At 63.1% G+C, this 16,109-nt stretch carries 1 protein-coding gene (only partly in view); it reads left to right on the top strand.

What is annotated here, in order from left to right; all coding sequences use genetic code 11:
* Positions 1 to 16,109: the 3' portion of a matrixin family metalloprotease gene (locus tag QO034_RS02550; protein ID WP_284483935.1), read on the top strand. It extends 12,760 nt beyond the left edge of the window; the window shows 16,109 of its 28,869 coding nt (coding positions 12,761-28,869); its start codon lies off the left edge, out of view; its stop codon occupies positions 16,107 to 16,109.

The following is a 16,109-nucleotide window of genomic DNA, read 5'->3' as shown; positions in this document are numbered from 1 at the left end:
ACAACAACGGGTCGTCGGACCGGATCATCCGCGACGATGGCGGAAGCTGGATCGACGACGGGTTCAAGGCCGGCGAAGATATCATCATATCCGGCAGCAACGGGAACAACGGAACCTACACGATCAGCACCATTTCGGACGATGTGATCGTGCTGTCCGGCAATCTGAGCTATTTCAACCGGGTCGAACAGTCGATGACGGTCGGCTATGAAACGGTCAGCTCGACAGACTATGTGACGCTGGAGCTGGGCAGCGGAACCTGGGCCGGTGTCTCCGATTTCACCGTCGGGCAGACCATTGAACTGTTCGGCCTGCCCTTGGGTGGAACGGCGACGATCGACAACATCAGCGGCGACACGATCCGGTTGAGCCGAACCGATGGCGGCCTGGCCGCCGGTCCGCATTCCGGGGCCATCGTTCAGGCGCTGAACCCGGATTCCGACACGTTCGACACGGAAATCATTTCGCTGACGCCGAACAAGGGCTTCCCGTTCGACGACCTGAACAGTGGCAACGACGACCAGCCGGGCAACGCGACCGATCCCGGCAACTCGGACATTCATTCGCTGATCCGGCTCGCCGACCTGCCGCTGCAATACCAGGATGGTGGCCTTGTCGACCTGGTCGACGGTCAGACCTATTACGTCGACTACGTCAGCAGCACCGAGTTCGGGCTGTCCCTGACACCGGGCGGCGCGCGGCTCGACCTCGTGGCGAATGCGGCGGGGGTTTCCAATCACCGCCTTGGCGCCATCGCGGAAGACATCAGCGCCGGGGCCGGAACCCATGATCTCAGGATCGACCTGACGAGCTTTGCCAGCGGCGGAACGCTGCTCGGGCCGGGCGGGGTGCCGCTCAGCCTGTTCGCGCCGCAGTCCGGCGACGGCATTTCGTCGGCGACGGCGAAGGGGTCGAGCGGGTCGATCATCGGCGTCAAGAAGAACCGGGCCGACCTGACCTCCAACTCGACCGCGACCGCCGCGATCAACGCCGATCTGGTGCGCGCGGGGCTGGATGTGACGATCAACAGCCTGGCGGACGTGCACCAGACCGTCAGCACCACCAACGGCTCGGGCGGGCTCGTGGCGGTCGGCAATGTCGATTCCCGCACCAACACGGTCCTGACCAGCGCCGCCACGATCGGGGCCGATACGCAGGTGATCGCAGGCAGGGATCTGCGGATCAGCGCCGCCGCCGATGCGAATTCCGACAGTTCCGCGACCTCCAAGACCGGTGGGTTCGTTGGCGTGGCGGATGCGGACAGCCGGATCAATCTGGATTACAACGTCGATGCGGCGATCGGTGATGACGCGGTGGTCCTGGTCGGCAACCTGGCCAAGCTGGCAGCTTCTGGCGCCGTGCGCGGCAAGTCGACCTCGACAGCGCGCGGCAACGGTTTCGGCGGTGACGGCGAAGGCTATTCCGAGTTCGTGACCGACAGCGCACGGGCCGATGTGATGATCGGCGAGGACGCCAAGCTCGAAGCCCAGGAAGTGATCCTGACCGCCACCGTCGGCGATCCGACAAGCAACGCGAACTGGTCCACGAACATCCGGGCCGACTCCGATGCGCGCGGCGGCGGTTTCTATTCCGAAGGCACGGCGGATTCGGTTGCCAAATACCAGGCGCACAACGTCGTCACCGTGAAGGCGGATGCCGATGTCACCGGCTACCGAGGGGTCGATTTCATCACGTCCTTCGACGACGTGAGAACCAAGGCTTCGGCCTATTCGCGGTCGTCGGGCCTGTTTGGCTATGTCAGTTCGGACACGACGGTTCAGCAGGATCTGCGCGGTCTGGTCACAGGTGTCGATGACGCCCACGTCACTGCCGGACCGCGCATCGAACTGGCTACGCCGGGCGTGGCCAACCCGGATGGTGAATTCACCGAACTGGCCCAGTTCGACAACAACAAGTTCCGTCTGGCGTTCTATGTGTCCACCGCAAACGGCAACCATTTCGAGGTCGTCAACAACGCCCGCCACTCGAAGCGGTCGCTGGCCGCAGGCGGTTCCGACGAACATGGAGATACCGCATCCGATTTCGATGAAGATATCGATTTCGACAGCGATGTGACGATCCTGTCGGGCCGTTCGCCGGAACTGGACGTGATCCGCGACCTGGTCATCGATAGCCGCGGTTATATCCAGAAGGCGATCAATGTCACCGTTGACGATACCGCGCTGGGCACGGATGCGACGCTCGATTCCGGCCAGATCAAGAGCGACCTGATCGTCGTCAATGACATCGGCAACCCCGGTCCGGGGGATGTCGCCTTCGATTCCGCCCGCATGGATGGTTCCAACGGCGTCTGGACCTTCCGCGAAACCCTGGAGCGGGTCCGGATCACCAATGCGTCCGATCGCGACATCGAGATCAACAACATCGACGTGCAATCGGGCGAGAAACCCCTTGTCTGGCTGAACCCGGTCCGCACCGCGCCGCTGACCTTCACGATCAATGCCGAAGTCGCCCCGACGCTGATCGAGATCATCAACACCGGCGACAGCAACGTCATCATCGACGGCACGATCAACAACCCGATCGGCACCACCTCGATCATCAATACCGGTGGCGGCGGCAAGGGGTCGATCCTGTCCGGCAAGGATCGCGGCGCGACGTCGCCCGACGGCAGGGAAGCGCTGATCATCACGAATATCCTGAACGTCGAGGCCGCCAACGACGTCGGATCGAACTCCGAACGCCTGAACGTCGATCTCGTGAGCGTCGCCGGCCTGCCGGACAGCCTGTCCTTTGCGACCAGCCAGGTGAGCGGGCTGAGCAACACGATATTCGCTGGGCAAAGCAGCAAGTTCGTCGATGGTCAGCTGGTCCAGTACAGCTCGAGCACTCCGACCATCGGTCTGACCAACAACGCCTACTACTACGTGCAGGTCACAGATGACGGCCTGCAACTGTCGCTGACGCCGGATGGCACGGCCATCGACCTGGTTCCGAGCGGAAACCTGTCGAACAGCCATTCGCTGACCACGGTCGAAGCGATCACCATCGACGCCGACGACAACATCGACCTGGATCTGCGGGCCCTGAAGCGCGAGGGTGTTCTCGCAGGGGAATATATCGTCAACGTGGACCGCATCGCCGCGGGGAACACGGTCGATATCCTGTTGCAGCAAAGCCTGCACCAGACCAGCACCGCCGGGCGCGTTGGCATCACCGTCGAGTGGGACGACAACCCGTCGGCGACGGCGCCGGTCAACCCCGATCCAACCAACCATTTCGAATTCTTCTTTGAACCGGATTCGGGCAGCAATGCCTATATCGGTCCCATCGAAGGCTTCCTCGGCGACGATCCGGTCAGCAATCCGATTGCGGTGACGACCTACGATTTCCGCGGCCTTGAACGCGCGTCCAAGGACCGCATCCTCGCGGGTCTTCAGGCGGGCGCGGGCACCTACACGCCATCGGGCGCAAATGGCGACATCATCGTCAAGGCCGCCAACACCACGCCCGGCGAGCCGCTGATCAATGTTCTGGCGCTGACCGAAATCGACAATCCGGGCGTCAACTACAACGACGGCGACATCACCGTCGTGACCGACGGCTATATCGCTGTCACGGAGATCACCGATCACATGCGGGTGGAAGAGATCCGTTCGACCGGTTCGGACGTGCTTCTTTATTCGCCCAAGTCGATCATCGATGCGAGCAACGACGACAATACCGCGGCGGCCGACGTGTCGGGCCGGAACATCACCATGGTGTCCTCCTCCGCCTCGCTGAACAACGCGGCCCCCGGTTTCGTCAATCCGAATCCGGGCGACGTGGCCACCCAGGTGACGACGCCGGTGGTCTTTGACAGCGGTCTGGCAGGCGGGATCGGCGAAACGGGCAACTTCCTGGAAATCGACGTCGCCAATGCCGACAATGCGACCGGGGTCCTCCGGGCCTATGATGCCGCGCCAGTCGGGCGGACCGATGGCATCTTCATCGACGAGATCGCCGGAGACCTGCGGACCTATATCGTCAGCACCAGCGATGCCGTCAGCCTGAGAACGACCCAGGGGTCGATCATCGATGCCAATGGCGACGACACCACGGTTGCGAATGTCATTGCCCGAACCATTGACCTCGACGCCAACGGCGGGTCGATCGGCACCACGTCCAACGCGTTCGAAATCGACAGCCGCTTCGATCTGCCGACGAACGCAAATCTGACCCTCGATCTGGACGATGTCGGGCTGGAAGCCGAAGGCGACATCGTTGTCACCGAGGTCGCGGACGAGTTGCGCCTGGCGCTCGCCCACAGCTATCTCGGCGACATTGTCCTGACGGTGCGCGAAGCGGACGATACCACCCAGAACCAGGATCTGCTGCTGATCCAGGACGGCGCGGCGCGGTTCGCGGAAACCGACGATACGCAGCCGGGCACGCATGACGATGCGCTGCGGCCGCTGCCGCACGGGCTGATCCTGGCCGAACAGGGCTATGTCGAACTGCGCGCCGGCGACGATATCGCCACGCATGAGAACAGCGCGATCGTGGCCGCCGAAGGCATTGACATCTATGGCGACGACACCGGCGATCTCGGCCATTCGGACCCGGATTTCGGCACCGGAATCGTGCTGCGCGGTCAGATCATCGCGGGGGCGGTGATGGTCACGCTGGGCAACCGCGTGCCCGGTTCACCGAGCACGCCCGTGAACACGAACCGCAGCGCGCCGATCGGCACATGGCGCCCCTGGGGCACCGACAACGACATTGCCACCGACGGGTCGGCTGCCGGGATCACGCGTGTCTTCGGCAACGCCGACGTCGACCGGATCCAGTTCGGCGACGCCGGCGGATCGACCGGCTTGACCGGCTGGGGCGACGACGGCTACATCTATCTCGGTTCCGAAACCCGCGCCTTCGGGTCCGCCAATGCCGTCACCGGCGACTATGCGGCGCCCGGCGACCGGGACGACGGTCAGGATCATTTCGTCGTCTATTATCTTCAGGATGCTGCGGCGCAGACTTCGCCGGCAATCCAGACGATTACCTATGCGACGGACCCCTACGACACGGAAACCGCGGTGACGGGCACGCCCTATGATCTGTCCGTGCTGGCCATGCACACGCTCACGCTGGACGGCCAGTCCGACTCCGACACCTACGAGGTGCTCACGCTGGGCAGCCAGGGCGACGAGCGGAACTACATCATCAACATCCTGGACACCGGCGAAGAGGATGACGGCGTTGACGAAGCCTTTATCTACGGTTTCGACAGCGCCCTGAACGGGGTCGATGACCCGAACGACGACATCTTCCTTCTGCGCGCGGCGGCCTTCCTGCCGGGCGAAACGGCGGATCGGCCCGGGTATGTCGCCTTGCTGCACGGTTCTCTGGCCGGGTATCAGGATGTGCTTCCGGACACGTTCGACAGCGCCGAAGTCCAGCGGATCGCCTATGACACCGGTCTCAACGGCCGTCTGACGGTCGAAGGGCAGGGCGGCAACGATCATTTCTATTCGGACGACACGACCGTCATCACGACCATCGACGGCGGCGCGGGCAACGACGTCTTCCAGATCGGTCAGGTGTTCGGCGAGAACCGGAACGAGGCGGATGGCAACCTGCTGGCGCAGGACGTCTTCCCCGACCTCAGGCCCACCACGCGCGGCTGGCTGAGCCGCGGGTCGTCGGCGCCGATGCTGGCGCAGGGCGGCAGCGGCAACGATGAGTTCCGCGTCTACTCCAACCAGTCCGAGCTTCGGCTGGAAGGCGACGACGACAACGATCTCTTCATCGTCCGTGCCTTCGCGATTTCGGCGACCACGGACGCCGACTGGAACGATGACGGCAACATCGACCTGAAAGATCTGCAAGCCGGGGTCGATCTCTTGACCCTTGGCGAAAGCCAGGGCGAAGCTGCGTTCCTGACTGCGATCGACGGGTATGACGCGGTCAACAAGGCAAGACTTATCGACGGGATGGGCGGTATTGGAAGCCTTGTGTTTGATCGCAACGGCGATGGTGGCATCAATTTCCTCGATGTTTATCTGACGGTCGACAATACGACTGACGATGTCATCGTTCTGAACGAAAAAGGGGTTGCCAGCCCGCAGATCGGACTCGGATTCTCGGTCGCGCAGGCGCCGGACATCCGTGCCGGCGGCGGTCAGGACGAAGTCCGCTACAACATCAACGCGCCGGTTTCGGTCGAAGGCGGCACCGGTTTTGACAAGCTCGTCATCCTGGGCACGGAATTCGCCGATGACATTGCGATCACCGACAAGGGCGTCTTTGGCGCCGGGCTGAACGTGCGCTATTCCACGGTCGAGGTCGTCGAAGTGGACGGCCTTGAAGGCGATGACAAGTTCTATGTCCGCTCCACGGCCTTTGGCGTGGCCTACCGGGTCATCGGCGGTCTGGGGTCCGACATCATCAACGTGGCCGGCGACGTCCAGGAAGACATCATCACCCGCGAACTGGAAGGTGTGTCCGGCGCGGCGGATCATATCGTCACCTCCGACGATTTCCTGTATGACGGATCGGTCATCGACGGTCTCGACTATAACGTGACAACCGACGGCGAAGGGCTGGTTGTGATCGACGAAGGCCCGGACGGCCTGACCGCGGTGCGTGAAGGCGACGCCTTCCGCGAGACCGACAGCTACACCGTGCGCCTGGCGCGCGCGCTTGTCGGCGACGAGGTGGTCTATGTCACGGTGTCCGCAGCCCGTTCGCCGCAGGAAGAGCAGGACGGCACCATGCCGAACGATGGCCTGCCCGGCGGCAAGGGCGACAGCCTCTGGCTGTCGTCGGACAATGCCACCGCCGCGACGGTCGGACAGGGCCAGATCCTCGGGGTCGATTACCTCGATCCGACGAACCAGGATGTCGATCAGGACTATCTGCGCGAAATCGTGCTGGACGGACAGACCTTCTATGTGCCGAACCGCGCGGTGGTGCTGAAATTCACCGCCGCGAACTCGCATCTGGCGCAGACCGTCGATCTGCTGGCGGTCGACGACCTGCGCGCCGAAGGCGACCGTGTGACCGTCGTCCAGCATTCGGTGATTTCGAACGCCGCGGATTACGACGCCATCGACGTGCGCAACGTCGAAGTCGAGGTGCGCGACAACGACACGCCCGGCGTGCTTGTCACCGAGATCGAGAACGGTTCGGCCACGTTTGCCGGTAACGTCGTCACCGGCTTCGTGGAAGACGGCCGCACCCTGACGGTGGAAGGCACCGCCGGAGGAACGGAACTGACCGACCAGATTCTGGTTCGGCTCCAGAAGGCTCCGGAAGCGGGCGATACGATCGTCGTCAAGGTCAATCTTGGCGGCCTCTTCGGCGATGCCGGGCTGACCGAATTGACCGACAAGGCCATCGAGTTGACCGATGGCGGGACGGGCCGTTTTAATGCCGCGACCGGCACGATCGCGTTCAATTCGACCAACTGGGACCAGGGTGTGCTGATCACCATCCAGGCCGAAAACGACGACGCGCGCGAAGATCCGGAAACCGCTGTGATCGGCTTTGGCCGGAACCTGGCCGGGATCACCGCCGACATGGAGCTTTCGGCCTGGTCGGATGATGATGGCGCCACCGAATTCGCGGCGCTGACCCTTTCGTCCGGCGGCTGGATCGCCAGCGGTTTCGAGATCGGTGAATCGCTCGCCATCACCGGCGTTCCGGGCATCACCGGCGCGACGGTCAAGGGCTTTGACAAGGCCGGGCTGACGCTGATCCTGGATGTCGATGGAACCGGAATCGCGGCGACCGATCTTGCAAATGTCACGGTCACGCGGCTTGCCGCTATCGGGCCCGTGACGGTGGATGCCGATGGCGACTATGTCTTCCCGAACCTGCGGTCCGGCACCGGGCTTCTGGACATCGAGGTGATCGACAATGACACCGCCGGGTCGGTCGTTCTGGAAAGCGGCCGCGATACCGTGCTGGTTCCGGACGATCCGCTGACCTTGGCGGACGAATCCGATTCCGATACCTACAGTCTGCGACTGACCAAGGCGCCCACCCACGATGTGAACGTGGCGGTCGTGACCGACGGTCTGGCCAATGTCACCATGATCAACGGTGTCGCGGTCACGCCCGACGATTATGTCGAAGTCGGCGGGCTGCGCGCCGCGCAAGCCTTTGTCGGATCGATCATTTTCGACGACACCGGAGCGAATGCCACGCTGACCCGCGGCACCGGCGAAGACTTCGGCAGTTTTCTGGCCGAAGGGTGGGATCCGGGCGATCTGATCCGCATCAGCGGATCGGGCATCGCGGACGGCGATTACGAAGTGCTTTCCGTCACGGAGGACGTGATCACCCTGGTTCAGAGCGATCTCGATCCCGGCGGCGCAGCGATCAGTGCCGTCGAGGTGGAGGACGATGTCATCCTGTCGCGGCTTGCAGAACGCGACACCTGGACCGGCACGGTGTCCTACACCACGGTCGACGGCGCGCCCGCGCTGATCCGCACCGAGGCTTTCGGCGCGGCGAACGAAGATGTGCAGGGCTGGTTGCGGGAAGGATTCCTCGAAGGTCAGTGGGTGCGCATCACCGACGGCACCAACGAGATCGAAGCCAAGATCGCGATCATCCGCGGGTTCAACGCGAGCCAGGATCATACCATCCAGTTCACCCTTGACCCGTCCGCGGATGTTGCCGCCGCCGCGTGGCTGACGGATGCCGCCGATGACCAGGTGACGGTCACGCGGATCGCCGCCAGCGCGGTGTTCACGCCCACGGATTACTACCAGCTTCAGGAAATCGAACTGACGGCAGATCCGTTCTACGAAGTGCCGACGACCCGAGAAGGGGTGAAGATCTTCCCGGTCAAGGCGCACCGCCTGACCGATCTGCGCGGACCGCTGGCCGTCGAAGGCGGCCCGTCCGGCGCCGACCGCTCGCTGACCAATGGCGTCAAGCTGCCCGGAGAGGAAGACAGCTTCCTGATCGCCATCGGCACGCAGCCGCCGGAAAGCCAGCAGGTCGATGTGCTGAACATCTTCAACGACGGGTCCAAGGCTGACACCGTCGGGGTGCTGACCGAAACCACCCTGACCGGGTTCGGCATGGGGCCGGATCTCGTGTTCCCGAATGTCACCGGTCCGCTGTTCGGTGAAGGCGCTGAAAGCGCCGAAGGGACGACTCTGAGCTTCCCGGGCGGCATCAGCTTCGGGAAAGTCAATTTCGGCGCCTCGGGTGTGACCAACGACACCCAGGTGAGCACCGTCGAGGTGGTCAACGTCATGCTGGGCGAGGGGAACGACCTTGTCGAAGTCGAAGGGACATTGAACCCGGCGCCGGCCGTTTCGGCCGAGAACGAATTCACCGCGATCGAGGGCTGGTCCGACAGCGATTACCAGTTCCTCTATGACCGGACCGCTTTTGAAGGCCAGCTTGTCATCACGCGGGAAGGGTTCAACTGGAAGGGCGAAGGGTTCCTTGTCGGCCAGACCGTGTTCGCGGAAGGCACCAATGGTTCCATGGTCGAACTGGGTCGCATCATCGGTATCGAGGATGCGCTGGCCTACGGTCCCACGGATATCGATCCGAAGACCGGCGAGCCATATCGCGATCCGTCGGACAATTCGCTGCTGATCCTTGATGCTACCGGATTGCCGGGCGGCGTCGATTTCAGCGGCTCGACCAGGCTGGTCGCCGAAGACGACGATGTGATCGAACTGTTGACGGTCGATGTGCTCGCGGCGACCGCCGCCGGCGCGACGCTGCGCTGGAACACCAACGACGGAACGACCGGCGCGACCGGTTGGGAAGAGGCCGGTTTCCTGCAAGGCCACCTGCTGAACATCGGAATCGGCGATAGCGCGCGCGAATACCGGATCGTCGAGATCAAGGAGAATGGCACTGATATCGTCGTCGAAGGCGCCGGGCTGGACGGCCTGACCACGCTGTCCGATACGTTCTGGGTGCAGGGCAGCCATGGCGGTCTGACCGTCCTGCACGGCGGCGGCAACCTTTACGTCGATGTTCTTGGCAGGTTCAACCTGAACACGGCAGGCGGCGAAACCGAAGCGGCGCGGCTCGACGGCCGCAGCTTCGTCGAGGCGGGTTTTGCCGTCGGCGACCTGATCCAGCTCGAAGGCGAAACCTTCACCCGCACCATTACCGCCATCGAGAACGCGGTGGCATCCGACTACGGCGTTACGCCGACATTCGACAGCTGGGGCACGGATTCGATCATGGTGCTGAGCGCACCGAATGACGGAACGATCGCCGATTACAGCGATGTCGATACGGTTTCGATCAGCACCCATCCCGAGAATCTCTTCCTGATCAGCAAGGTCGAGGCGAAGGAAGTGACCGTCACAATCGACGTCACCGTGGAAATCGCCGTGGTGCCGGGCAGCAGTTCGGCCGAGGGGCTCGAGACCGTGATCGTCCTGAACGATCCGGCGCAAACCTGGTCCGACCTCGGTTTCGTCGCCGGTGGTGTCATCTTTGTCGAAGGTTATGCCGGTGCGTTCACCATCGCCGACATCCTGCCGGATGACCGGACCCTTGTTCTTCTCGATGCCGCGCTCGGCGGATGCGGCGGCGATGACGGCCGCGCGACGCTGACGATCACCACCTACGACCGCACGACGGCCGGGGAGCAGCGCAAGGGCGGCGATCACTTCATCGTCACCGGCGGCGCCGGGCCGGACAGCCCGCTGGTGATCTATGGCGACACCAGCCAGGACGGCATCTGGTATTCGGGCAATCCGAACGATCCCTACGGGCTGGAGTTCGGTGAAAAGCCGTTTGACCCCTTCCCGGATCTGCCGGATGGCCAGAACGAGGACGACGAATACATCTTTGCCGTCGCCAACCCGTTCGCCATGCATGGGCATGACATCATCGATGCCTCGGCGCTGTTTGCCGACGACGCCGCGCAGGGCATCTACAAGAGCGTCGGGATCATCGCCTATGGCGGCATGGGCGACGACCTGATCATCGGTTCGCAGACCGGCGATCATCTTGCCGGCGGATCGGGCAACGACACGATCATCGGCCAGGCGGGCACCGATCACATCTACGGCGACAGCGGGTTCAACGTCGACATCCTGACGCGGGCACTGACCGTGGCCAATATCGACGCCAGCCCGGAACCGACGCTGATCAAGGGGCAGCCCCATGCCGAAGGCACGTTCGCGCCCTATGAAAGCCCGGTCCGTGATCCGCTCGGGGACAGGGTCGGCGACACCACCGGTCTGAAGAACATCGCGGGCGCGGGGGACGACATCATCGTCGGCAACGGATCGGGATATTCCGACAATACGCCTGACATCATCTTTGGCGATCATGGCCAGGTGGAACAGCTGGTCATTGATCCGAACCAGCCCTTCGCCCTGCCGCAGAAGATCCAGACGACCGAACTGTCGACCGTCATCGCGATCGTGGCGACGGTTCCGGCGACCGGTGGCGACGACACAATTCTGGGGTCGGAGCTTGACGATGTGCTGATCGGCGGCGCCGGAAACGATGCGCTTGACGGTCTCGAAGGTGACGACCTGATCTTTGGTGACAACGTCACGCTCAGCCGCATGGGTGACATCGACGGCAATCTCTACGACGACATCGCCAGCCTGCGGTTCCAGACACTGGCGGGGACGTTGATGTATGCCCGGACCGACCGCCTTCCGTCTGCCGGATACGGCGTGGATAACGACAATGACGGCATTTTCGAGATCACGGAAGAGGGCAGCGGCGTCCTGATGGTGACGCTCGAAAACGGCGAACCGGTCGCGCGCGACTATCGCGATCCGAACGGGCCGGGATGGTGGAACGAATATGCCATCGACTACGCCGAGTTCCATACCTTCGAGATCAACGACGGCCTCGCCGGCGGGGGCACCTTCGGCAATGACCTGATCGCCGGCGGCGGCGGCCATGACCAGCTGTTCGGTCAGCTTGGAAACGACATCATCCAGGGCGACGGAACGATCGAAGGCGCGGTCGCCGGGCGCGGCGATGGCACGTTCGACGGTATCGTGCTGCCGACAGGCTATGTCAGCGCCGGGCGGTCCCCGCAGGGACCCGAGGATCCGGTCGGGCCGCTGAAAGTGGTGGCGGCCGGCGTCGATATCAACGGCATCGACGGCAACGACTACATCGAGGGCGGCGGCGGCTGCGACACCATCTTCGGTGGACTGGGGCAGGACGACATCGTTGGCGGTTCGTCCAGTTTCTTCAGCCTGATCAACCCGGATCTGCGCCCCGACCATGACGACAAGCTGTTCGGCGGCATCGGCGCGGCAGACGAAATCGCGCGCAACAGCGCCGAGAACGCCGATGGCACGACAACGACCCTGTCGCGCCACGCGGCTGATGCGGACGTGATCGCCGGCGACAATGCGGATATCATCCGGATCGTCGGCATCAATGACACGGACGTTCTGGACGGGTCCATCGATCTGAGCGATCCCGACGTCTTCGGACCGATCTACGAGGCGCTCTACAACTCGCGCGAAGGTCTTTACCTGGCCTTTGACTATGACGACTACAACGCCGAGGACGGCGAACGGATCATCGTGCGCGGCGTCACGCAGCTTGACTACAGCCCCGGCGGCCCCGACTACCTCGGGGACAACCCGGACGGCATCGACGATGACTTCATCACTGATCCCAATTATGTCGGCAATCCCAACAGCGATCTGGCCTACAAGGTCGATGGCGACGCCTGGCGGCACACTTACGGGTTCTGGGCGCTGCGCGATATCGGCGGCAACGACGAGGTGCACGGCGGCATCGGTGACGACGTTGTATATCTCGGCGGTGGCAACGACATCGCCTTCGGCGATGCCGAGAACGACGACATCATCGGCGGCTGGGGCAATGACTGGATCTCCGGGGGCACCGGCATCGACGGCGTTCTGGGCGACGATGGCCGCATCTTCACCCAGCGCAACGAAGGTCTGGCGTCGGGCGAGACCTTCGGCGAGGCTTTCTCGGAAGACCTCTACGGGACGCTCAAGCTGCTGACATCCGATCCGGACCGCCGCACCAGCCAGGGCAATGTGCTGAACGAGGAGATCTATACGCCCGGACGGGTCCAGCAAGAGACGATCAACATCGAATACGAACTGGTCAAGGCGGTCGATCTCACGCCGTTCGACGTGATCGACACGTCGATTCTGCCGGTGTCTTCGGCGGATCCGACCTCGCACAACCCGTATTTCGCCGATGATGTGATCTTTGGCGGCCTGGGCAACGATTACCTGCATGGCGGATCCGGCGACGACGCGGTCGGGGGGCACGAAGCGATCGCAGAAGGCTACATCCTGCGGTTCAGCGACGGGCAAACCCCCGGTATCGACGATGTGAGCGGCGACAATCCGGATGCGGTGCAGCCGATCGGCCTGACGCGGACCGACTTCACGCGGCCATGGAATCCGGGAAACATCCTGCTCTTCGGCGATGGGGACGAACATTGGAACGAACCGACACCGACGCGCGAACGCACCGGTGAATTCTATCTCTACGACGAATACGACCCGCGCCGCGTGATCCTGTTCCACGATGACGGCACAGTCTGGAAGGACGGATCGCCGGACGGGTTGAAGCAGTATTTCCTGAACGCGCCGGACAACGAAGGCGTCGACGTTCTCAGCTACGTGGAATTCGCGCCCAATGGCACGCCGATCGGCGATCAGGTCGCGGTCGAAAGCGATGGGGACGACCGGATCTTCGGCGACATGGGCAACGACTGGATCGTCGGCGGGACCGGCCAGGACCGGATCTATGGCGGCTTCGGCAACGACCTGATGAACGCGGACGACGTGATCGGGACCGGTATCTCGGTCTATGACACAGGCAACTTCGGCGCGGCGGACGAAGCCGACGAAGGTCTGAACGATACGCCGGAGACGCACCTGTCATGGGAAGACCGGGTTTTTGGCGGCGCTGGACTGGATATCCTGATCGGCAACACCGGCGGCGACCGGCTGATCGATCACCTGGGCGAGTTCAACAGCTACCTCGTGCCCTTCGCGCCCTTCGGCATCGCGACGGTGAGCCGCCAGGTTCCGCCGCAGCTTTGGGATTTCCTGGCGGCTCAGGCCTATTCCGATGGTGTCGACATCACCAGAACCGACGATGTCGGGTCCATCGAACAGGATTCCCGGTATTCCAACGTGATCCAGCTTCAGGGCAACCCGCACGGCGAAATCGGGCTGGTGACTCAGCGCGACCGCGGTTTCTGGCAGGATCAATCCGGTCCGCCGACCGATCCGCAGGCCGGCAACATTCCAGGAGGGCGCCGCGACATCCTTCGCACCGCCGATTTCAACGATCGGAAGATGGGCGGGTTTGCCGTCGATCAAGGCCAGTTCGCGGCCACTGGCGGGCAGTTGCAGATCAGCGCCGACGCGGAAACAGGCAAGGCGTCTGGCGTGTTCCTGCTGGATGACTTTCTGCCGACCTATTACGAGGTCGAGGCGACCTTCAATCTCGACAAACCGACGGGTGGTAATAAGGCCAACGGCTACGTCATCTTCGACTATGTCAGCGATATCGATTTCAAGTTCGCCGGTATCAACGTCTCTACGAACAAGATCGAGATGGGATATGTCGATGCAACCGGCTGGCATTACACCGTTCAGTCCAACAAGCCGGTTCAGATCAAGCCCAACACGAACCACAACGTCACCGTCGCCGTCAACGGCAACAACGTGACCCTTGCCGTCGCGGGCGTGAACTGGTTCACCTATGACTATGCGCCCAAGCTGGACGTGTATGGCGATCCGATACCGCTCAACCGCGGCATGGTCGGCGTCGGCATGGACGGGTCGAGCGGCAAGCTCGACAACTTCAAGGTTCAGATCCTGCCGCCGGAATGGACGCTGGATGAAACCGACGATTTCTCGCCGCCGGTTGCTGAATTGCCCCGCGTGTCGCAATCCAGCGGCTGGACCGAAGCGTCCGGCAGGCTGACCGGGGCTGCCCTGGGATCGGCGCCTGCGGTGCAGACCATTGACCTTGGTGTGGCACTGGGCGCCAACAGCGTTCTGGAAATGGAAGTCGATGTGAAAGGCGATGGCGCCGCCGGCTTCGTCTTTGACCGCTACGACGCCCTGAACTACAAGTTCGTCGCGCTGGATACGGCCAATGACCGCGTCATCGTCGGCCATGCCACCGATGAAGACGGGCAGGTGATCGACGGATCCTTTGCATTCGATCTGAATGCGAATGCGGATGATCGTCTCAAGGTCACGATCCAGGGCGCCGGTCTCGGGATCACCGTCAACGGGGCGAGCGTCAGCCAGTTCGGCTTCAACGCGGCGTTGGTCGATGGGGCCTTCGGTCTGATTGTGCTGGACGGCGAAGCGTCGTTTGACAGGTTCCGGATGGCCACGGATGACGACGCTTTCAACGATACGCTGAAACTGGCGCAAGCGAGCTATGATGCGCTTGCGCAGGACAGCTATATCGAAGCGACCCTGGAGCAGAGCGATGTCGAACGTGTCTTCGCTCTCGCTCTAGATGAATGGGCAAACAGCGGGCTGGTCGCGGAAGAAGACGTGGCGGCCCTGGCGGATGTCAATCTGATCGTCACGGATCTGGAAGGCAAGACGCTGGCGCGGGCAACCGGCGATGACACGATCCTGATCGACGCCACGGCCGCCGGTTCGGGCTGGTTCATCTACAGCAGTGACGAACCGGCCTCGGGCGACATCATCTCGTCGGGGGTGGACCTGCTGACCGTCATGCGCCACGAGATCGGCCATCTGCTCGGGTTCGAGCATGACCAGCTCGCGATCATGGCCGAAGAGCTCGAAGCCGCGACGCGGGTCGAGATCGACAGTGAGCCGTCGGTCTCCGTCTCTACGGATACGCCGCCCGAAACGAACCAGCCTCAGGACGAACCCACCGTGCCGACCAAGGGCAAGGGGCGCAGCGCGGCGTTGATCTTTGATGCCGCCACGGGCGCCCTGCTGGATCCGGAAGAAGCGGTTCAACTCGCAACCGCGCGAAACGGCGTGGAGGCCGGAGCGGCCACACTCGCCGCGGCAAGTGTGTTTGCCCGGAAGCCGCTGGGCCACAGGGCGAAGCAGCCTGCCGGAATCGCCGCCGGGGAGACCGTCCAGAAGAAGAATCGCGGGCTTTTCGCCAAGATGCGCGACGCGATGCGGAGGACGGTCTGA

The sequence above is a fragment of the Sedimentitalea xiamensis genome, assembly GCF_030164465.1.
GTDB lineage: Bacteria > Pseudomonadota > Alphaproteobacteria > Rhodobacterales > Rhodobacteraceae > Sedimentitalea > Sedimentitalea xiamensis.
This window is presented reverse-complemented; position numbering and strand designations above follow the sequence as displayed.